A 21008-nucleotide genomic window follows, 5' to 3' on the forward strand; every position below is an offset into this window, starting at 1 on the left:
CTGTCAAGACCGATCGTTCTTTCTGCTACCGTGAGTGAGTGACCTCCACGGAACCGTCCGGGCGCCCCTCCGAGGCCAGGGAACGCCTGCTCAACACGGCCACCGCGCTTTTCTACGCGGCAGGTATCCACTCCGTCGGCGTGGAACGCATCATCGCCGAGGCGAAGGTGACCCGTGCGACCTTCTACCGGCATTTCCCCGGCAAGGAAGATCTGATCACCGCCTACCTCGAGCGCATCCACCAGCACATTCGCGGCCAGTACGAGCAGGCTGTGGCCAGCGGCAAACCGGCTGCCGACATCTTGCGGGAGATCGGCAGGCAGATCGTCGAGGACATCCGGACGCCGGGCTTCCGCGGCTGCGCCTTCCTCAACGCGGCGGCCGAATATCCGGATGCCGACCACCCAGTGCATCAGACCGTGCTGGCCCACCGGGCGTGGTTCCTGACCACGATCACCGACCTCTTCGCTCAGACCTACGACAGTCCACCGGAGGGCTTGAGCCGGCACTTCGTGATGCTGCGCGACGGAGTGATGGCGGCCGGCTGCCTGGGCGATCCGATCGCGGCTGGCGAGACCTTCCTGAACGGCGTCGAGGGCCTACTCCGAGTGCGGACTGTCGATGGCGTACTCCGGGTGCATGCCTCCGACGCGCCGGAGACGACCCGCTCCTGACCTCACCAAGGCCTCGGGCGCAGGATGATCTCGGTGAGGTGGGCGTCGGGGCTCGCCGTGACGGCGGCGAGCACGGCGGCCGCGACGGAGTCCGTGCGCAGGTAGCGCTTCGGGTCGTAGCTGGCGCCCTCGATCGACTGTTGCATGTCGGTGTCGGTGCGGCCGGGGAAGATCGACGTCACGCGGATGCCATGTGGCTCTTCCTCGGCGCGCAGGACGTCGGCGAACGCGCGGATGGCGAACTTGCTCGCCGCGTACGGGCCCCAGCCGGGCCGCGCGTTGAGCCCGACGCCGGAGTTGATGATCACGACGTGCCCTTTCGCGGCGCGGAGCGCGGGCAGCAGCAGGCGGGTCAGCTCGACGACGGCGACCACGTTGACCTCGAAATTCTTCCGCCACGCCTCAGCGGCGGCCTCCTCGACCGTGCCCAACTCGGCGACACCGGCGGAATGCACCAGGACGTCGAGCTCGGTGATTTCGGCGGCGGCCGCGGCGAGCGCGTCGGCGTCGGTCAGGTCGACCACCCACGGCCGGGCACCGGGCAGCTGACCGGCGACGGAGGCCAGCGCGTCGGCGTCGCGGCCGCCGAGCAGCAGCTGGTGCGTCGGTTCGAGAGCGCGGGCGACGGCCGCGCCGATCCCGCGTGAGGCACCGGTGACGAGGGCGAGGTGAGTCATGCGATCAAGCTACTTATTCGCAGCGGCTCGATACAGCGGGGTCACGCGAGAAGCGGACACCGGACCGGTGCACGGCGCCGGTGAGGTTGTCCCAGAAGCGGCCGAAGGTGAGCGGCGCGCGCACCGACGTCAGGATGTCCGCGATCTCCGGGCACCGCAGGGCCGCTCGTGCCTGGTCGATCTGGTTCGGGCCGGCGACACTCGCCTGACCTCGGGTGTCCCAGTTGCCGACGCCCGAATCGGCGATCTCCCACAGCGCCGGGAACCGCTTTTCGTGGCCGCTGCGCCCGGAAACGGACAGCGTGTGCGAACCGAGCGGCGTCGCCAGGCCGTAGGTGTCGTGGATCCACAGGTCCAGCGGGGTGAGCAGGCCGAGCGCGCCCATGCTGTCGGTCGCGACCACGCTGTGCGGCCGTGCGGACGGATACACCTGCCAGCTGGAGACGCCTTTCGCGAGCACGGACGGCTCGGTGACCTCCCGCAGCTCCGCCAGCTGCCGTGGCATGCCCGGGTACTTCGCGTAGTCCTCCGCCAGTATCGGGTTCTTGACGCCGGTCGCCCACACCCAATAACCACGCTCGTCGGTGACCCCCGCGGCGCCGGGCAGCGCGGCGTACGGCGCGCGCAGCCAGCCACCGGCGACGACGGCCCAAACCGCGACGGCGACCAGCACCGCCACCGTCCACCTGGTGACCGGCACGACCATCACCGGCAGCAGCAGGCAGAACAGCGCGGGCAGCAGCATCCGGCCGTGCATGAAGTCGCCGCCGACCCGCGTCACGTACAGCGCCAGCGCCACGGCCGCGAGCACCGGGCCGATCGCGAGGACGGCGTAAGCCCGGCCGAACCGGCCCGAATTCACCAGCAGCCCGACGGCCACCGCGAGCAGGAGCACCGGGATCAGCAGCGCGTACGGCGTGATCAGGTCCAGGAAGTACGCCCAGCCGCGAGCCCAGTTCGCGGCCGACGCCTCCTTCGCCAACGCCGTGTTCGGTGTCGGCAGGCCGTAGTAGCCCATCCGGAAGATCTGGTACGCCACCGGCAACGCGCCCGCGGCGGCCAGCCAGCGCCACGCGAGCCCCCAGTTCGGCCCGCGCAGCACGATCAACGCACCGAACGCGACCGCGCTGAACAGCGCGAGATCGGGCCTGACCAGCGGCCCCAGCCCGATGACGACGACGATCGCCCAGACGCGGCCGTCCGGGCGATCGAAGGTGTTCCGGACGAGGAGCCACCACGTCCCGCCGAGCCAGCACGAGATCAGCCCGGTCTCCAGTCCCGAGGTGGCGAAATCGTGAAACGGCGGCAGTGCGCAGACGACGAGCGCGCCCGCGGGTGCCACCGAGGTGAAACCCGATGGACGGTACAGCCGCCGGGCGCCCTCCATCCCGAGGAAAAGTCCCGCGACAGCAAGGAAAAGGCCGATGAGCAGCGAAAGCCACTCGAGCGGCACACCGGGGATCACCGCGGCCACAGTGAGAATCGCCGTCCACAAGGGACTCGTGTTCGCCTCGACGCGCTCACCGGCGTTGAACACCGGGCCGTTGCCTTCGAGGAGCTGGCGAACCGTCCGCAACACGATCAGGCCGTCGTCGCTCATCCACCGCTGACGCCACGCCAGCAAGATGAAGACCACGAGCACCGCCGCGACCATGACGGCGTTCCAAAAATTGGCACGGCGAAGCCACCCACCCGGCCGGACGACGACGGACTCGACCGCGTCCATCGCTTGAGGCCACCCAGCATCCGGCCATTCGGCCGTGCGTGTTCCCGACATGATTTCTCAGCGTAGGGAACTCACTCGACAGTGGGTAACACCCCTCCCGGCTCGGGGCTCGGCGGGAGGAAGCCCACGTCCAGGGTGTGGTCCTCGGGCCTGGTAGCGCTCAACGTCGTCGTCTGGGTGCACCCGGACGTGGGATCGGCGTCGGAATCCCTGGTGTCGTCGCCCGCGTCCGGTTTGGTGATCACCCGCGGCGCCTCGATTGCGATACAGACCTGGTAGCCGCCGTCGCCGAGGTTGTCGAACAGGTAGGTGCCGTCTTCGCCGGTCACCGCCGTCGCGGCAACGCCGTCGCCACCGAGGACCAGCGACGCCTTGACGCCGGGGGCGGCCGTCTCGCCCGGATCCTGCAGGCCGTTCTCGTCGGCATCGACCCAGGCGAAGCCGCCCAGCCGTTTCACCGGCGCGACCAGGCCGAAGTCCAGCGTGAGGTCCTCGTGCTTGCCCGCGCCCAACGTCGTCATGGCCGTACAAGCGCTGCTCACGCGGTAGCCCGCGACGGACGTCGGCAGCGCTTCGGTGTCCAGGCAGACCTGGAACGTGCCGCCGGCGAGCTTGTCGAAGAGGTACTTGCCGTCGCCCCCGGTGGTGGCCGTGGCGACCTCCGAGCCCTTGTCGTCCTTGAGCGTCAGCTTCGCGCCTTGGACCCCGGGCTCGCCCTCGTCCGCCACGCCGTTGCCGTTGGTGTCCGACCAGACGAAGTCGCCGATCTTGTCCTGCGGTTTGACCTTGATGGTCGCCGCCGCCGTCTTGTCGGCGAGCTTGCCGCCCGGGAAGGTCACGCCGGTGACGGTGGCCTCACTGGCTTTCGTGTCCTCGGAGACCGAAGCGTTCGGGTGGTCACAGGTCACCTGCTCGCTCGCGCCGGCGCCGAGCGAAAACGGTGTCCCCTCGGGCTGCGTCGCGCACCACGGATCGGTGACACTGATGTTCGAAAGCTGCTGGGTGCCCACATTCGACACGGTGATCCGGTACTTCGCGGTGTCACCCGCCGGAATGGTGGCGAGCCCGCCCCAATTCCCGGACACCGGGTCCTGAACTTCTTTTTTCACCGTATAGGCGGCGAGTTGCAGGAAAACGCAATCCCATTCGACCCGGCTGTAATTGGTGCTCGCGAAGAACTTCACCGAAGCCGTTCCCGCGGGCGCCACCGAAGGAGCGAAATCCTGGCGCGCGACCTTGCGATCGGTTTCGACGTCGTGCGTGACCGGGAGTTTGTTCTCGAGAATCTGTTTGCCGTCGGCGTTGTAGAACCGGAGACCGGTGTACTGGGCACTGCCCTGAACGGCGAGCGCCGCGTTGTGCGTGCCCGTCCAGTCCGTGAGCGTGTACGCGGCGCCGGGAATCACGTTGGTGGCCGGGACGTCCGCATAGGCGGTGCTGACCCGGCCGTCCATGGTCTGGATCAGCGCGTAGAAGCTGCCGTCGAAGCTGTACGTGCTGTCCGTGGTCAGCCGCGGCACCTTGTTCGGCGGTGTGGTCGGGGGAATCGGCACAGCCGGGGCGAACGTGTACCCGACCGGCTGGCCGTTCCCCGCCCGCTGCTCGACACTCGGATTGGGCGCGATGCCACCCGTGCAACCGGCGGCCACCTCGGGTGGAGCGGCCATGGCTGCGGTGCTCACGGGGACGAGCGTCCCGGCCGTGATCGCGGCCAAGATGACCACGACCGAGCGTGCTCTTGTCACCAGAAGACTCCCTTGACGGGCACAAAAACGAAGGGGCGTCGCCATTGGGAATACTCCCACCGGCGACGCCCGTCGTCGAATTAATTCACTCTAAGTGGTTGCGATTGGAAGTTCGTTGGGGGTATTCGGCGGATCCAGGTTTCTGCTGGGTGTGCGGCCGGGAGATCCTCGTACCGGTTGTTGTACTCGGGTCTTCCGGCCGTGCGGTCAGCGGGAAGCTGGGCCGTCGAGACCCCCGACGAAATTCCAATCGTGACCACTACGGACTAACGAATACCGATTCGGCCGACCAATCCCCACGGGCCCTTTTTCCACACCGACACGATGGCCGGACGCGGCTGCGAAGTACCGCCGTCGGGCCAATGCGAAGTCGGGTTGCCCGAATTCACCGCGTTCTCGCCCGGGTGCTGAACAGCGACCAGCACCAGGTGATCGGTCACCACCGGACCACAGGTTTCCGCGCCGACCGGCACCGAAAGGAACTGCTTGACCTTGCCGCGTTCCGGGCCTTCGACCGGCACCGAGAACAGGCCGTCGTTGGCGCCGAGCGCGTTCCCGTCGGTGGAGATCCACAGGTTGCCGCGCGAATCGAAGGCGACGTTGTCGGGGCAGGAGATCGGGCTGACCTGCTCCTTGGGGAAGCCACCGAAGTAGGTGTCCGCCGCCTTCGGGTCACCACAGACCAGCAGGAGACGCCAGGAGAACTTCGTCGACGCCGAGTCGCCGCGGTCCTCCTCCCACTCCAGGATGTGGCCGTTCTTGTTGGCGTTGCGCGGGTTCGCCTCGTCGGCCGCGCCCTTGCCCGCCGCACCACGGTCGGTGTTGTTGGTCAGCGCGGCGTAGATGCGGCCGTTGACCGGGTTGGGCTCGATGTCCTCGGGGCGGTCCATCTTGGTCGCGGCGGTCTTGTCCGCGGCCTGCCGGGTGAAGACGTAGACCTCTTCGGCGGTGAATCCGTCCACAAAGGACTTGTTGCCGCTGGCGAGCGGGATCCATTCGCCGACGCCGTCGAACTCACCGTCGGCGGGGAGCTTGCCGGTGCCGTCGATCTCCCCGGCCGGGCTGTCGCCGGTGAACTTGGCGACGTACAGCGTGCCGTCGTCGAGCAGCGCCGAGTTGTGCCGCCGGGCCAGCGCGCTCTGGCCGGGCTTGTACTTGCCCTTGGAGACGTACTTGTAGATGTAGTCGAAGCGCTCGTCGTCGCCCATGTAGACCGCGACGCTGCCGTCCTTGGCGATCTTGATGTTCGCGGCTTCGTGCTTGAAGCGGCCGAGCGCGGTGTGCTTGATCGGCTTCGAGTCCGGGTCGTTCGGGTCGATCTCGACGACCCAGCCGAACCGGTTCGGCTCGTTGGGCTCCTTCGCGAGATCCCAGCGCTTGTCGAAACGCTCCCACTTACGGGTGGACGCCGCGCCGGAGAAGCCGTACCGCTTGAGGCGGGCCAGCGCGATCGGGTCGGTGACCGAATTGGTGTTGGCGAAGTACTGGTTGAAGTTCTCCTCGCCCGACAGCACGGTGCCCCACGGCGTCACGCCGCCCGAGCAGTTGTTCTGCGTGCCGAAGACCTTGCGGCCGGTCGGGTCGGCGGAGGTCTTCAGGTACTTCGACCCCGCCGCGTGCCCGCGCACCTCGAACTCGGTGTTCAGCGTGATGCGGCGGTTGTACTTGCTCGGCACCGCGCGCAGCGCGCCGCGCACCGGGTCACGGAAGGTCTGCACCACGGACATGCCGTGCGCGGCCCACGCGATCTTGACCTGCTCCTCGGTCGGGTTCGCCGGGTCGTACTGGTCGACCGGGAACATGTGGATCTCGGTGGTGTACTCGTGGTTCACCACGAGCAGGTTCCGGATGCCCAGCGGGTCCTGCGGGATCAGGCCGACGAAGTCGTTGTTGTAGCCGAACTGCTTCGCCTGCGCGGCCGCCGTCTGCTTGGCGAAGTCGAACTTCGGCGCGCCGGCCTCGACGCCGTCACCCCAGCGGATGACCACGCTCTGCTCGTAGCCCTGGGGGATGCTGACCACGTCGAGCTTGTTCGGCGGGACGACGTCGAAGTCGGTACCGGGCACCGGGCGGCCGGGCTTCGGGTGGGAGGAACCGGTGGCGATGTGGGCCTCGGTGGCGGGCGAAGCGGCGGCGGTACCGGACAGCGCGGCGAACCCGCCGGCGGCAGCGGCCATGACCGCCCCCGCCTTGAGCGCACCCCGACGGGAGACGACGTCCTTGACGACGTCACCGAAGTACTCGTTGTCGGACGTGTTCGGCTCGGGGTGCGCGCATGCGTTGCCGCAGCGGTATTCGCAGGTAACCGACGATCGGCCGCCCGCGTGGGGCGCGAACAAGGGCAGCAAGCGCCCAGGCTCGAAGGACACAAGGCCTCCAGGGTCACTAGTTCGGGAACGCGCTGACGCTAAGCGCCCAAAACGAGCCGACAAGGACATCCAGGTGAACAAAGGATGTATTGACCCTTCGGAGCCGAATGCTCTCAGAACTCTTCGCCGACCAGCACCGCTTCGGCGGGCACGGACTTCGGGTCCGGCTTGCGTTCCTTGATCGACAGGAGCCCGCCGGCGACCACGCACAGCACCGCGGCGACCACGAACGGTGCCTGCGGCGAACCGAACCACTCGGCGACGTGACCGACCAGCGTCGCCGCGACCGCGCCACCCAGCCAGCGGCAGAAGTTGTACCCCGCGCTGGCGACCGGCCGCGGTGCGTCGCTGATGGACATCGCGGTGCCGGTGAACAACGTGTTCAGCAGCCCCGAGACGATCCCGCTGGCGATGATGCCGACGACCAGCACCGGCTTGCTCGGCACGGCCATGACCAGCAGCAACACCGCGTACCCGACGACCGCGACCACGGTCGCGTGCCGCTCGCCTAGACGTCCGGCGAGCTTCGGCGCCAGCAGCACCCCGGCGACCGCGACACACAGGCCCCAGCCGCAGAAGATCAGGCCGACGGCCACCGCACTCCAGCCGAGCACGAACGGCGACCAGGCGAGGACGGTGAAGAAAGCGGCGGTGTAGAGCGCGGAACCGATCGACGTCCGCAGCAGCCCGGGGTGCCCGAGCGCACGGAACGGGTCGAGCAGCTTGATCGGCGGGCGCTTCTCGTGCGCGTCACTCTTGAGGAAGATCGAGCAGAGGACGAGCGCACCGGCCATCAGCAAGGCCGTGCCGAGGAACGGGCCGCGCCACGAGATGCTGCCGAGCAACGCGCCCAGCAGCGGCCCGACCGCGAGCCCGACGCCCAATGCGGCTTCGTACAGCAAGATCGCGCCACCTTGGCCGCCGGTGGCCGCGCCGACGATCACCGAAAGCGCGGTCGCGATGAAGAACGCGTTGCCGAGCCCCCAGACCGCGCGCAGGCCGACGAGCTGCTCGATGGACCCGGCCGCCGCACACAACGCCGTCGCGACGACGACCAGCGTCAGCCCGACCAGCACCGTGCGCTTGGCCCCGAACCGGGCACTCGCCGCGCCCGTGACCAGCATCGCGACCGCCTGGATCCCAAGATAAGAGGAGAACAGAAGCGTCACCTCGGACGGTGTCGCCTGCAGTCCCTTGGCGATCGACAACAGGATCGGGTCGACCAGCCCGATGCCCATGAACGCGATGACCGCGGCGAACGCCGTGATCCAGACCTGCTTGGGCTGACCTTTGATCGCGTCCAACAGGCTTGAGTGGCTCTCAGAGCTCACTGCGTGCCTCCTTGTTCTCCAACAGTTTTCGTAGTGCCGGCAACGCGGCCTCGATCGCCGCCCGGTCGCCTTCGTCCAGCGTCAGCAACCGTTCGCGGAGGAATTCCTCCCTGGCGACGACGAGCTCGTCGTAAAACCGGCGCCCTTCCGGGGTGACCGCCACGAGCACCGCCCGCCGATCCGCCGGATCCGGCGCGCGGCTGACCAGCCCGAGCCGCTCCAACCGGCTGACGACGTCGGTCATCGACGGCATTCGCACGCCTTCGATCTCGGCGAGCGCGCTCATCCGGCGCGGGCCATCGGTGACCAGCTCCTTGAGCACCGAGCCCTGGGTGAGGGTGAGCTGGTGCTGCGGGGTCTCCCGGCGGACGACGTAGTACAGCCGGAAGACCAGCGGACGCAGTTGATGGGCCAGTTCGGCCACTCCGGAGATCACTTAGCCATGCTAACAAATTTAACTTAGCTTGCCTAAGTAATACCGGCCACAAGGTACGGTCGCGGCATGGATGCGGTGGTTTTCGACCTCGACGGGGTGCTGGTCGACTCCGAGCGGATGTGGGACGAGGTGCGGCAGGGGATCGTCGCCGAGCACGGGGGCACCTGGACTGCGGAAGCGACGCGGGCACAGCAAGGGATGAGCACGCCGGAGTGGGCGCGGTATCTCGTGGAGGAACTCGGCGCGAAGCTGACTCCGGAGCGGATCGCCGAGGTCGTGATCTCCGCGATGGCCGACCGCTACGCCGAGGGACCGCCGGTGATCACTGGCGCCGCCGAGACAGTGCGAGCGGTGGCGGAGCGCTATCCGGTGGCCATCGCGAGCTCGTCGCCGCCGGTGCTGATCAAGGCGTTCCTCGAGGCCACCGAGCTGATCGGGCTGGTGCGGGTCGCGCTGTCCAGCGAGCAGGTCGCCGCCGGGAAACCCGCGCCAGACGTCTACCTGGAGGCCGCGCGGCAGCTGGGTGTCGAACCGACGGCTTGTGCCGCGGTGGAGGACACGACCAACGGACTGCGGTCGGCGCTCGCCGCCGGGATGACCGTCTACGCCGTGCCGAACCCGCATTTCCCGCCGGATCCGGCTGTCCTCGCGCAGGCGGCGAAGGTGCTCGACGACATCACGGACCTGCCGAAGACGCTCACTGACTGAAGGCGACTGACGCCGCCAAGTCCTTTTGGGTTTCGAGCGCGGTGAGACGTTCGTTGAGGGCGTCGCGGATGGCTTCGTAGGTGTCGGAGCCGAGGGTGAGGCGCACGGGCGGGTTCGGGTCGCGGGTGGTGTCGTAGATGACGGCGGCCAGCTTGGCCGGGTCGCCGGTGAGGGCGCTCTCGTCAAGGGTTTCGAGGGCGTACCTGGTCTGACCCACGGCGTTGTCCCGATAGGCGTCCGTCGCCGTGGTGAACTGCATGGCCGAGGCGAAGCCGGTGCGGGTGCCACCGGGTTCGACCACGGTGAGGTGGACACCGAAGTCGGCGACCTCACGGCTGACGCTCTCGGTGAAACCTTCCAGGCCCCATTTGGCCGCGTGGTAGCCGCTGTGCGTGGGGATCGCGACCTGGCCGCCCATGCTGGAGATCTGGATGATCCGGCCGCCGCCCTGTTCGCGCATGGGCTTCAGAAACGCACGGGTGATCAGCATCGGAGCGAGCAGGAGGACCTCGATCTGGTCCCGGACCTGCTCGACGGTCATCTCCTCGGCGGCGCCCACGACCACGTAGCCGGCGTTGTTGACCACGACGTCCACCGGCCCGGACCGGAGGGTCCGCTCGATCACCTCGGTGACCTCGGCAGGGCGGGTGAGGTCGAGGATCTCGACGGTCAGCCGGTCGCCGTAGGTCCCGGCCAGGTCGTCCAGGGCCGTCGGGCGCCGGACGGTGGCGGTGACGCGGTCGCCGCGGCTCAGCGCGTGCTCGGTGAGGTGACGCCCCAGGCCACCGGAGGCGCCGGTGACGAACCAGTGGCGTACGGCCTTGTCCGAGGTCATGGGAGTCTCCCGAAATGCTCGACAAACGGAGTGCGTTCCGCTTCAAGGGTAATCGGAACGCGCTCCGGATCGCCAGCGGGGCCGGTCGACGAAAAGCGGCCCGCGCACCGAGGTGCACGGGCCGTTCGAGAGAGAGACCTAGTTTCCGGTCGTCTCACCTTTGATGAAGCGCTCGACCTCGTCGCGGGCCTTGGAGTCGTCGTACTGCTCCGGCGGCGACTTCATGAAGTACGAGGACGCCGAGAGGATCGGGCCGCCGATACCGCGGTCCAGCGCGATCTTCGCGGCACGCACCGCGTCGATGATGATGCCGGCGGAGTTCGGCGAGTCCCACACCTCGAGCTTGTACTCGAGGTTCAGCGGCACGTCACCGAAGGCGCGGCCTTCGAGGCGGACGTAAGCCCACTTGCGGTCGTCGAGCCACGGCACGTAGTCCGACGGGCCGATGTGGACGTTGTTCTTGCCGAGGTCGCGATCGACCTGCGACGTGACCGACTGCGTCTTCGAGATCTTCTTCGACTCGAGGCGGTCGAGCTCCTTCATGTTCAGGAAGTCCATGTTCCCGCCCACGTTGAGCTGCATCGTCCGGTCGAGCTGGACGCCGCGGTCTTCGAAGAGCTTCGCCAGCACGCGGTGCGTGATGGTGGCGCCGACCTGGGACTTGATGTCGTCACCGACGATCGGGATACCGGCGTCGGTGAACTTCTTCGCCCAGACCGGGTCCGAGGCGATGAACACCGGCAGCGCGTTGACGAACGCCACCCCGGCGTCGATCGCGGCCTGCGCGTAGAACTTGTCGGCCTCTTCGGAGCCCACCGGCAGGTAGGCGACGAGCACGTCGACCTCGGCCTCACGCAGGGCGGCGACGATGTCGACCGGCGTCTCGTCGGACTCTTCGATGGTCTCGCGGTAGAACCGGCCGAGCCCGTCGAAGGTGTGACCGCGCTGGACGGTGACACCGAGCGGCGGCACGTCGGCGATCTTGATGGTGTTGTTCTCCGAGGCGAAGATGGCCTCGGACAGGTCACGGTTGACCTTCTTGGCGTCCACGTCGAACGCGGCCACGAACTCGATGTCGCGGACGTGGTACTGACCGAACTGCACATGCATCAAGCCGGGTACTCGCGCGCCGGCATCGGCGTCGCGGTAGTACTGGACGCCCTGAACCAGCGACGCCGAGCAGTTCCCGACGCCAACGATGGCCACCCTCACACTGCGGCGGTGCTCGCCCATGCCGGTGTCTCCTTCATTCGTGTAGCTGTTTGTAGGTGCTTTGCCGAGCGCGGTTCAGGTGTCCTGGCCGCGTTGCTCGGCTTGTTCGTGCGCGATCAGCTCGTTGAGCCAACGCACCTCCCGCTCGCTGGTCTCCAGGCCGAGCCTGTGCAGTTCGCGGGTGTAGCGGTCGATCTTTTCCTCGGCCCTGGACATGGCCGCGCGTAGTCCTTCGCGACGTTCCTCGACGCGACGGCGACGGCCTTCCAGAATGCGCATCCTGACGTCTGCCGGTGTCCTCGAGAAGAACGCCAGATGGACGCCGAAACCTTCGTCGTCCCACGTCTGTGGTCCGGCGTCGCCGAGGAGCTCGGCGAAATGCTCCTTGCCCTCGGCAGTGAGTTTGTACACACGGCGTCCCCGCCGCGCCCACGTCTTCGGTTGCTCCGTCGTCTCCGGTTCGTCCTGCTCTTCGACGATGAAACCGGCTCGCAGAAGCCTTCGCAGGGTCGGGTACAGCGAGCCGTATGAGAACGCACGGAACATCCCGAGCGTCTCGTGCAGACGTTTGCGCAAGACGTAGCCGTGCATGGGCGCCTCGTGCAGCAGCCCCAAGATCGCGAACTCCAGCACGGTGCACCCCCCTTTCGGGATCAATGCGGCGCCTCCGGGAACAACCGGGGGCCCACGGCGTTGCCATGGATAACCGCTACCGCTGTAAGTAACCTACCGCCCGAGTATATCGCGCCGATACATCGAAGTGGCGTACCTAACCTTTTAAGCGACCCGGTACGGGTGACGGCAGGGCGATATTCACCCGAGAGTTACCGAAATCGCGGCGTGTCGGACTTGTCGCGGTGCGTGCGCAAAACAACAGCTCGTGGCCTACACAGCAAGAACCCGTACTCTGTTGTCGTGCGAAACCAGCGGCAGGTCGTGGACTACGCGTTGCAGCGCCGTGCGTTGCTGGCCGGCGTGCAATCCGGACGCGTCGGCCCCAACGACGTCTGCGACGCCAGCCCGTACCTGCTGAAGGCCGCCGGATTCCATGGCGAACCGAGCGAGCAGTCGTGCCCCGTCTGCCGAAAAGAAGCGTTGACGCTGGTCTCCTGGGTCTACGGTGACGAACTCAAGCACGTGGCGGGATCCGCCCGTGCGCAGGAGGAGCTCACCCGCATGGCAGGACTGTTCTCGGAGTTCACCGTCTATGTCGTGGAGGTATGCCGGAGCTGTCGCTGGAACCACCTGGTGCAGTCATACGTCCTTGGCACAGGAGACCCGCAAACGCGGTCCGGCTCGCGGAAAACCGCGGGCCAATGACGTCAGCTGAGAAAACCGCTGTTGACCACAGAACGGCGTACCCCGAAACGCCGATCTGGGAGGCCATTTCGTGAACGACCATCGCAATCGCTCCTGGCCTGGCCAGGAGCCTGATGAGCCCCGCCGTGCCCAATGGCCGAGTGGTGACGAAGCGGGGCCCCAGTGGCCCGGCGAAGACGCACCCCGGCGACCGCAGCGCCCGCCCACGCCTTCGCGTGGGGTCCCGCAGGGGAATTCACCGCAGTGGCCCTCCGGCGAGGACGAAGTTCCCCGTCGTCCGCAGCGACCCCAGAACCCACCGCCCGGTGCCATGCCGCCCCGGCGTCAGCCCCCGCCCCCTCCCGGCGCGCGCCCGCCCGGCCCGCCGTCACCCCCCGGTGGCTACCGTCAGCAGCAGCAGCAGCAGCCGCCGCCCCAGCCGCCTCGGCGCCCGAAGGTGGATCAGCCCACCGGCATGGTCCAGCCCGTCATCGGGCCGAACGACCGTGAGCCGTCACTGCTGACCCATCATGAGCACAACGGCAGCAGCCCGGACGACTTCGACTACGACGACGGCCCGTACACCGGCGACCAGGCCCGCTTCAACGAGCAGGGCCAGGACGACGACGGTTACGACGACGAGCCCGAGTACGACGAGAACGGCAAGCTCAAGAAGCCGCCGCTGACGCCCAAGCAGCGCAAGAAGCGGCGCTGGAAGATCATCCGCCGGGTGCTCTACGCGATGTTCGGCCTGTTCGTCGTGGTACCGGCGATCGTGTTCGTCATCATGTACTTCTCGGTCGGCGTGCCTTCGCCGGACAGCGTCGCGGCCCAGCAGAACCAGGCCGTCACGTACTACTTCAGCGACGGCACCACCGTGATGGGGAAGGACACCCCGCCGCAGGGCAACCGGGTCATCCTCAAGTACGAGCAGATCCCGGACATCATGCGCAAGGCCGTCTACGCGACCGAGGACGCCACCTTCGAGACCAACTCCGGTTTCGACATCACCGGTATCCTCCGCGCGGTCTACAACCAGGCGACCGGTGTCGCGGGTGGTGGTTCGACCATCTCCCAGCAGTACATCAAGCAGGCCACCGGGAACAAGGACGCGACGCTCACCCGTAAGGCGACCGAGCTCGTCCAGTCGTTCAAGATGAACCAGACCTACAGCAAGAACGACATCATCACGGCGTACCTGAACACGATCTACTTCGGTAACGGCGCCTACGGTGTCGGCGCCGCGGCGCAGACGTTCTACAACAAGAACGTCATGGACCTCAACGCCTCCGAGGCCGCCCTGCTCGCCGGGCTCATCCAGCAGCCCGGCCGCGCCGGCAAGCCGGAGGTCCAGCAGGCACGGTGGACCGTCGCGATCGACCGGATGGTGAAGAACAACTTCATCACCCAGGCCGAGCGTGACAGCGCGGTGTTCCCGACCCCGGTCGAACGGACGGAAGCCAACCAGAAGGAAGGCGAGGTCAACACCTTCATCAAGAACCGGGTGGCGGACGAACTCGCCAACCAGGGCTTCACCGACGAGAAGCTGTATGCCGGTGGCTACAAGGTCGTCACGACGATCGACCCCAAAGCCCAGACGGCCGCCGAAAAAGCCGTCGCCGACAACATGAAGGGGCAGACGGACCCGCAGATCCTCAACGCGCTCGTCGCTACGGACCCGAAAACCGGTGGCGTGCTGGCGTACTACGGCGGGCCGACGCTCACCACGGGTCCCAACGGCCAGCAGCTCGCGGGCCGAGACCGGGCCAACGAAGCACGTAACCCGGGTTCGTCGATCAAGGCGTTCGACCTCACGGCGTTCCTGAAAATGGGCAAGGGCCTCGGCGAAACCTTCGACGGTACGTCGCCGCGGACGTTCCCCGGCGTCGCGAAACCGGTCCGGAACGCCGGCGACAGCCTCAACTGTGGCAAGGAATGCACCGTCGCGGCCGCCATGGAGGTCTCGGCCAACACCGTGTTCTACGACATGGTCCTCAACGTGACGAAGCCCGCCCGGGTCGCGCAGGCGGCCAGGGATGCGGGCGTCAGGGAATCTGCCCAGGGCGGCCGGTCGAAGTTGGGTGAGGACAACAACATCTCCCTCGGTGGTGGTAGCACGGTCGCCACTCCGGAGGACATGGCCGCGGCCTACGGCACCTTCGCCAATGACGGCATCCGGCACAAGACGCACTTCGTCAAGAAGCTCACGAACTCGAGCGACGAGACCGCGTTCGAGTTCCAGGACGAGAACACCCCCGCGTTCGCCAAGGACGACGCCACGTTGAGCAAGCAGATCGCGGGCAACGTCACCGAAGCATTGATCCCGGTCATCAAGCACTCCAACCTCAAATGCCCGACCGGCCATGAATGCGCCGGCAAGACGGGAACCCAGCAGTACGAACTGCGTGACGGAGATAAGCCCGCACTGGCCAACTTCAACGCACAAACCTGGATGGTGGGCTATACACCGTCGGTATCCGCAGCAGCCTGGGTCGGAGGTGACGGCATTAAGGCGTTGAAGGGCAAGGACGGCAAGCCGATCTTCGGTTCCACCCTCGCGGGCCCGATCTGGGAAGACTTCATGTCGCTCTACCTGACCGGCACGCCTTCGGAGAAGTTCCCCGCGGTGAAGGCGATCGGCAAGGACAAGGACGCGGCCCCGCCGACGCCGACCACCACCCCGACCACCCCGACGACGACCACCACCCCGACGACCACGCCCACCACGCCCACCACCCCGACGGACACGAACACGCAGGAGTCGACCCCGACTTCGCCGACGCGGTCGCGGCCGGGGCCGAACCCGCCCGGACTCGGTAACGGCGGCGGACCGGCGTTGGGGAGCAACGGCGGCGGCAGCGGAGGTGCGCTGCTACCGAATGACCCGGCCGGCTAGCAGCCGGCACGACAGAAATGAAGGGGCCCTTGGTGCGACTGAGTCACACCGAAGGCCCCTTCATTTAATCTGACCAGCGCTGCCTTTCAGTGATATTCAGTGCCAATGCGAGAGTTGCATTTCACCATTGACCAATGCACCGGCACGGAAGATCCAGTAAGGGCTGGAGCTGGTCTTTTTCGCAGCCGAAGTGATCGAAGCTTTGCCCTTGGAATTCGAAAACGGTCCACACTGAATCCAGGTTTTGCCGCCATCCTGAGACCAGTCAAGCCACACGCTCGCATTCGTCTGAAGGGGTTCAAAAGACCCCTCGAACAGCAGAGCCCATCCCCGAGTGGCGCCGCTCACCGTCCCGAAGTTCAAGTACAACCAGTGATTGCCGATGCGTACATCTTCAACGTCGGTCCCACCAAGAGTGTCCGGGATATCAACAAATCCGTTCGCCCCGCCCGCGCAGTCCGCAGCCGACGCTGACGCGGAACCCGGAACCGCGACGGCCGTAACTCCAGCCAACATCATGCCTACGACAAAAATACCGAACTTTTTCTTCAAAGACACTGTTGTCAACCCCTCAAGTAATCCGAAAAACGGACAAGCTCCAGCCACTTTGCGATATGCGGCAACTATCAACCACCGAGAGTCGTCGTGCTTTCGACAGGCAAATTCTTGACAGACGAAGGCAAGCCCGCCGGACAAGTAAGATCTATAATTTCCACTCGCCCCATTGGTCCCACCGTTCCCGAATAACGCACACAGAGACGCACGGCTTTCTGCACGTAGTCACCTCCACCGCCGGCCGCAGTAATGGCAACAAAAGACATGTCGGCCAAGAAAATTCCAGCAGGATCCATACTGCTGCCAATTATGCCAACCTCGGTTACTTCCCCGACCTTAATATCATCCAAGACCTTCTGCACCACGCCAGGAGCAACCGGTGAGATCAGAAGTTCCTCCCGTATGCGCTTCAACGATCTCTCCGCCGCTTCTCGGGCAGCTTTCGCGGACGAGGCCCGCGCATCATCCGCCGAAGAACCGATCAAACCGGAACATCCGAAGCATCCCAATACCACCAGGCCGACAATACAGAATACTTCGAGCGAACTCCTGCGCATACTCATGTCTCAATCTACATTTCACGAAAAGCTGCTGTGGCCACACCTGCGTAAGTGGTCGCACCTTCGACCGTGGGATGCAACGTCTGAGCCGAGGTGACGCCATGACCAGGCCAAAGTTCAGTTTTGTCATCACCTCTGGTCAATGCCAGAACCACACCATGAATCTGAGCGTTCTGACTACAGGCGCCTTTGCCTTCGAAAGCTGTACGCGGATCAGCAAACGTAGCTTCAATACCTGCAGCATGTGCATTATGCGCCGCAGTTCTGATGGCTTCGTCCAACACATTTCCCATCTCAACGAGCCACGGGTACTCCGACGTTCCGAGCCCAAGGATACAACTTCCTCCTGCGTCCAATAATTTCGGATAGCCCATCACGAGTATCTTCGCATTTCTCGCCTTCGAATGTATTTCGTTCAGCGCACTTTCAATGGCCGGACGCACCTCGTTGTTGATGCGCTTAGGCTCCCAGTCGACCAGTGGTTCCGGATCACCCGGCAAGGTTGAATTCTGACAAAGGCCGGTAAGTTTCACCACGCATTCCTGGATGATAGGAGTGAACTTCGCGTCATTTCCACCAACCGACAGGGTCACCAATGTGGTGTTCTGATCAAGGTAACCCTGATCAGGCTGCGGGCCCTCCTGATATTGCCCGGAGCCGCCACTACGCAGGTTCTGCGCTACCGCCCCACTACACGCCGACATGTGGTAGTCGAGAGATTGATCGAAATTGTCCGAACGGTAACCAATACTCTCCGTACTGTCAGGAAGTCTTGCTTGCCTTGACCAAGCCCACGGCGACCGGTGGCAGGCATCACGGAATCGGTTGTCATCTCCGCTGCCGTCACGGCCGTCGTGATCGCTCGACCGTAGGTACGCCCACGCGCCCCTCACTGGGTCGCTGCTGGCTCCCTCACCTGAAGCGTACGAGTCGCCGAGCGCAACAACCTGGTTCGTGGGCTTTCCGGGCAACTTCTCGAACGCGACCGCGTCCCACGGCACATCCCGAAGGTCGTCCACCCAAGCGCTGTCGACCCCGGCATGTGTCATGTTGTCGAGCGACACGCTTGGGATACCGGAAAAGTTGAAGGCACCGATCGAAACCCACCGCCCCGAAGCCGGACGACGATCGTCGTCAAGGTAGTTCCCCTCAACCACTGACCGGCTCGGTGCCTCGGAGTCAGAACCGTTCACCGTGTAAAACGCCTGCGGCGTGCCCGCCCGATGATCAGGGACATATACCAGGACCCGAGCCCAGCCATTGATCTGCTGATCCAGAGTCCAAGTACCAGTCACCTTGTGCTTCGCGTTGCCAGGAGTGTTCGTCCAGGTATGGGCACTCCACATATGTCCACCGAATCCGCCATCAACCTGATGAAAGTCAATTTTGGACGGGAAGTTGCCCTTGGCGTCCGCAGCGAACTTGAAGCTCAGAGTGCCGTGGTTGTCCCAGTCCTTCTGGCAGCTTCGTTGCGTCGTGACACTCGTAGGCACGTCATCGATGACGAGCGCACCGACAGGAAGCTGAGACCGACCGGAGCAGTCTTGCGGATAGAGTATTTTTCCGTCGAAGGAAGGTTCGGCAGTTCCCGGCGGATAGGTGATGTTTTCGGCCCCACACGAACTGGCGCAGACTGTCCAGGTGGTGGATACATGCCACCAGCACTTCAGATCGTCCCGCAGGCAATGGCTTCCTGGGTCTTCCGGATACTGACTCGGCTTGTGGATCTGATCCATATCGCACTGAACCGCGCTTGTACAGAAACTTCCGAGAGGCGGTCGGACCGGCGAATTATTGGTCCACCTCGCCGCGACGTAGGCCTGTCCGTATTCACCGGTTTTCCAGTTCAGCCGTAGTAGGGGATGGTGAGCCCAGCCAAGAACGCGTTCCGGATATGCCCAGTGGTTGGGGAACTTCGCGTCACCGAAACCGGCATCAAGAAAGCCCAGCCGGTCCGCCGGGAAGTCCTCGTTGGCAACATTGTTGCCCCAGCCCAAACCGTAGACACCGGAAGGATCTCCGCCTTGAAGGTGCCAGCCACTGTTGTAAGCCCACAGGGCATACCACCAGTTCTCGATCTTCGACGGATCGCCGTCGTTAACGCTGACACCGAGCTGCTTCATTTGATTCCACTTGTCGACCAGGATCTGCAGGCCCGCAGCGATATTGGCGGCGTAGTCGACAGTGAGTGCCGTCCGCTGGGTTGGCGTATAGACAACGGAACCAGCTTCCATACCCGTGGTTACCTGTGTTGCGCCGTAGCCGCAGTCAGCGGTGCTGAAATTCACGCTGTCCACACCGACATTGCGCCCGTAGAAGCCGCCCTGGTTGAAGTTTCCGCTCTCACCGTCAGTGGTCGTGGGACCGGCCTGCCACATGTTCGACTCCTGGGCCATGATCCCGAGCAAGACCTGCGCGGGAACCTGTCCTCCGCCGACCAAAGCTCGGGGTGGAAACAGTCCTTGTGGACTGTATGCAGGCAGTGTTGAACCGTTCCAGTTCGCCGGTCGCTGGATGTTCAACTGTCCCTTGACCGCAAGATCCGCCGCCCATTCACTCATTTCCGGAGTGGGCTGCAGCGACTGGATCTTTGGATCATTTCGTAGGACTTGGCACTTGGCGTTGTTGTCGGTAGTGACGGTTGACAGGTCCTCCGTGACCTTCATTCCTCCCTTGGGTACACCTTGACTACCAAAGGCCACTGGCGAAGGCGTGATACCGGCCGCGAGTTTGAGTGCTTGAGGCTGGACCGAGAAGCTCGGTTGTGCTCCCGTGGCCATAACTTTGGCTGTGATCGTTACGGCTAACGGGCTTCCAGGCGTACTCGCCACTGGCTTGTCGCCAGCGCTGCCCTTCACATTGGTCGATCCCGTGATAGCGAGCGCCCCGGTTGTGGACATCTGCGCAGCGCTGGCGACGTCTGCTGCTTGCCAAGATCCCGGAAGCACCGTGGCAGCGAAGTCCTTTCCTACGCCACTGCCCTGAACGAAAACTTGCCCCCCGACCTGGTGAAGCTGCACCGAGTCAACTGGCACGATCGCGACTGTGGTGTCACCGGCAACGGTGTATCGGTGGATCTCGGTATGGCTAATTGTCCGGACCTCGTAGCCGATACCACCAGCCTTGTCAACGCCCAGACGGAACGGCGTATCCGCCGCTTCGGCAATCCGGTGTAGCGTGCCTTTTTCATCAACGCTCGAAAGCCCGCCTCTAGCGGCAACAATTGTGGTGTCCCGATAGGGAACAGCCGATGTCACCTGCCCCTTGGCATCCACTTTCCTGACGACTGAGCCAGTGGCCGCGTCAACAGTGGTCAAACGGGACACATACTTGTCCACCGCGAAGAAGTTTTGCGTCAAGACGACGTTGTCATCGGCTCCGCAGCCGGGATTGTAGTAGGCGAGCGAGACCAGCAGGGGTAGCTTCCGCACGTCACCGGTGACGAGGTCGACGATCGCAGAGAATCCGCCCGACCGGAACGCTTCCTCATGATTGACTGCCTGCCGCGGGGCGTAAACAACTGCGGCATACCGTCCGGAACCGGTGACACATTGCTGTCCTACCCATTGATCGGTTTCGATTCCAGGTTCAGCCAGCGTCGCCGCCGTTCGCCACGTATATCCGTCTTTCGCGTCGGCGGTCAGTACATGGAGACCGGTCGAATCACCATCAGTGGTGACCGCCCGATCGGCGGAGTTACGCCAATCATTGGGAAGAACGCGATCCCGATCCGCTTCCAGCACGGATGCCCGGTTTTCTCGAGCCGTCGGTGCAGCGCCCGGTGCCGGAGGCTTCTCCGGTGGCGCCGCCAGGGCCGCCGGCGCCGCGGCCAGCGCACCGGCCAGCACCGTTACCGCAGTCAGGACTCTCGCAACCATGGACGCAGGTCTGGACAGACCACGCGCACAGCTTGAACGGTTCAAAGCTCCCCCTCAGAAGATGGTTAATTTCTGGCAAACTCGTCTTTTTGCCAGGAATTAATCCG

The 21008-nt window shown here is 65.1% G+C and carries 16 protein-coding genes; 4 read left to right on the forward strand and 12 right to left on the reverse strand.

Annotation, left to right across the window (positions count from 1 at the left end; all coding sequences use genetic code 11):
- Positions 1-38: 38 nt before the first annotated feature.
- Entirely contained in the window at positions 39-674 is a 636-nt protein-coding gene (locus VGP60_RS40590; RefSeq protein ID WP_327553553.1) for a TetR/AcrR family transcriptional regulator, read from the forward strand.
- A 2-nt stretch (positions 675-676) separates the two neighbouring features.
- On the opposite strand, the gene VGP60_RS40595 is transcribed toward VGP60_RS40590, so the two are convergent.
- The 6 genes from VGP60_RS40595 to VGP60_RS40620 all read right to left on the reverse strand — a co-directional run bounded on the left by VGP60_RS40595 (position 677) and on the right by VGP60_RS40620 (position 8958).
- Positions 677-1351: an SDR family oxidoreductase gene (locus VGP60_RS40595; RefSeq protein WP_327553554.1), complete on the reverse strand. Its 675-nt coding sequence runs from the start codon at positions 1349-1351 to the stop codon at positions 677-679.
- Positions 1352-1364: 13 nt separating this feature from the next.
- Complete coding sequence (locus tag VGP60_RS40600; RefSeq protein WP_327553555.1) at positions 1365-3077, reverse strand: hypothetical protein; 1713 nt, start codon at positions 3075-3077, stop codon at positions 1365-1367.
- Between the two features lie 71 nt (positions 3078-3148).
- A complete protein-coding gene (locus tag VGP60_RS40605) occupies positions 3149-4822 on the reverse strand; it encodes an SdrD B-like domain-containing protein (RefSeq protein ID WP_327553556.1) in 1674 nt (557 codons plus the stop codon).
- A 266-nt stretch (positions 4823-5088) separates the two neighbouring features.
- A complete protein-coding gene (locus VGP60_RS40610) occupies positions 5089-7191 on the reverse strand; it encodes a PhoX family phosphatase (protein ID WP_327553557.1) in 2103 nt (700 codons plus the stop codon).
- A gap of 113 nt (positions 7192-7304) precedes the next feature.
- Positions 7305-8522: an MFS transporter gene (locus tag VGP60_RS40615; protein WP_327553558.1), complete on the reverse strand. Its 1218-nt coding sequence runs from the start codon at positions 8520-8522 to the stop codon at positions 7305-7307.
- A complete protein-coding gene (locus VGP60_RS40620; RefSeq protein WP_327553559.1) occupies positions 8512-8958 on the reverse strand; it encodes a MarR family winged helix-turn-helix transcriptional regulator in 447 nt (148 codons plus the stop codon). Before VGP60_RS40620 ends, VGP60_RS40615 begins: the two co-directional genes overlap by 11 nt.
- A gap of 66 nt (positions 8959-9024) precedes the next feature.
- Between VGP60_RS40620 and VGP60_RS40625 the strand changes: the two genes are divergently transcribed.
- A complete protein-coding gene (locus VGP60_RS40625) occupies positions 9025-9666 on the forward strand; it encodes an HAD family phosphatase (RefSeq protein WP_327553560.1) in 642 nt (213 codons plus the stop codon).
- Here VGP60_RS40625 and VGP60_RS40630 read toward each other — a convergent pair.
- The 3 genes from VGP60_RS40630 to VGP60_RS40640 form a co-directional block, all read right to left on the reverse strand.
- The gene (locus VGP60_RS40630; RefSeq protein WP_327553561.1) at positions 9656-10501 is read right to left on the reverse strand and encodes an SDR family oxidoreductase; all 846 of its coding nucleotides are present in this window, start codon (positions 10499-10501) and stop codon (positions 9656-9658) included. The genes VGP60_RS40625 and VGP60_RS40630 overlap by 11 nt on opposite strands.
- 138 nt (positions 10502-10639) lie before the next feature.
- Positions 10640-11734 carry an inositol-3-phosphate synthase gene (locus VGP60_RS40635; protein WP_327553562.1) on the reverse strand — a complete coding sequence of 365 codons (1095 nt, stop codon included), beginning with the start codon at positions 11732-11734 and terminating at the stop codon, positions 10640-10642.
- 54 nt (positions 11735-11788) lie between these two features.
- Complete coding sequence (locus VGP60_RS40640) at positions 11789-12346, reverse strand: PadR family transcriptional regulator (protein ID WP_327553563.1); 558 nt, start codon at positions 12344-12346, stop codon at positions 11789-11791.
- A gap of 282 nt (positions 12347-12628) precedes the next feature.
- On the opposite strand from VGP60_RS40640, the gene VGP60_RS40645 reads away from it, so the two are divergent.
- Positions 12629-13033 carry a DUF5318 domain-containing protein gene (locus VGP60_RS40645; RefSeq protein WP_327553564.1) on the forward strand — a complete coding sequence of 135 codons (405 nt, stop codon included), beginning with the start codon at positions 12629-12631 and terminating at the stop codon, positions 13031-13033.
- A gap of 310 nt (positions 13034-13343) precedes the next feature.
- The gene (locus VGP60_RS40650) at positions 13344-15908 is read left to right on the forward strand and encodes a transglycosylase domain-containing protein (protein WP_327553565.1); all 2565 of its coding nucleotides are present in this window, start codon (positions 13344-13346) and stop codon (positions 15906-15908) included.
- Positions 15909-16004: 96 nt separating this feature from the next.
- On the opposite strand, the gene VGP60_RS40655 is transcribed toward VGP60_RS40650, so the two are convergent.
- The 3 genes from VGP60_RS40655 to VGP60_RS40665 form a co-directional block, all read right to left on the reverse strand.
- Positions 16005-16466 (reverse strand): hypothetical protein, encoded by a 462-nt coding sequence (locus VGP60_RS40655; protein WP_327553566.1) that lies wholly within the window; start codon positions 16464-16466, stop codon positions 16005-16007.
- A 68-nt stretch (positions 16467-16534) separates the two neighbouring features.
- Positions 16535-17026, reverse strand: a complete 492-nt coding sequence (locus tag VGP60_RS40660; RefSeq protein ID WP_327553567.1) for a hypothetical protein — start codon at positions 17024-17026, stop codon at positions 16535-16537.
- An 8-nt stretch (positions 17027-17034) separates the two neighbouring features.
- The gene (locus tag VGP60_RS40665) at positions 17035-20901 is read right to left on the reverse strand and encodes an SGNH/GDSL hydrolase family protein (protein WP_327553568.1); all 3867 of its coding nucleotides are present in this window, start codon (positions 20899-20901) and stop codon (positions 17035-17037) included.
- Positions 20902-21008 lie beyond the last annotated feature (107 nt).

Source organism: Amycolatopsis sp. (assembly GCF_036008905.1).
Taxonomy (GTDB): Bacteria; Actinomycetota; Actinomycetes; order Mycobacteriales; family Pseudonocardiaceae; genus Amycolatopsis.

Bases quoted from the DNA above. Each gene is read 5' to 3' on its own strand.
- VGP60_RS40600 (WP_327553555.1), bottom strand. From the start codon at position 3,077: ATGGACGCGGTCGAGTCCGTCGTCGTCCGGCCGGGTGGGTGGCTTCGC.
- VGP60_RS40660 (WP_327553567.1), bottom strand. From the start codon at position 17,026: ATGAGTATGCGCAGGAGTTCGCTCGAAGTATTCTGTATTGTCGGCCTG.
- VGP60_RS40650 (WP_327553565.1), top strand. From the start codon at position 13,344: ATGCCGCCCCGGCGTCAGCCCCCGCCCCCTCCCGGCGCGCGCCCGCCC.
- VGP60_RS40625 (WP_327553560.1), top strand. From the start codon at position 9,025: ATGGATGCGGTGGTTTTCGACCTCGACGGGGTGCTGGTCGACTCCGAG.
- VGP60_RS40635 (WP_327553562.1), bottom strand. From the start codon at position 11,734: ATGGGCGAGCACCGCCGCAGTGTGAGGGTGGCCATCGTTGGCGTCGGG.
- VGP60_RS40630 (WP_327553561.1), bottom strand. From the start codon at position 10,501: ATGACCTCGGACAAGGCCGTACGCCACTGGTTCGTCACCGGCGCCTCC.
- VGP60_RS40595 (WP_327553554.1), bottom strand. From the start codon at position 1,351: ATGACTCACCTCGCCCTCGTCACCGGTGCCTCACGCGGGATCGGCGCG.
- VGP60_RS40665 (WP_327553568.1), bottom strand. From the start codon at position 20,901: ATGGTTGCGAGAGTCCTGACTGCGGTAACGGTGCTGGCCGGTGCGCTG.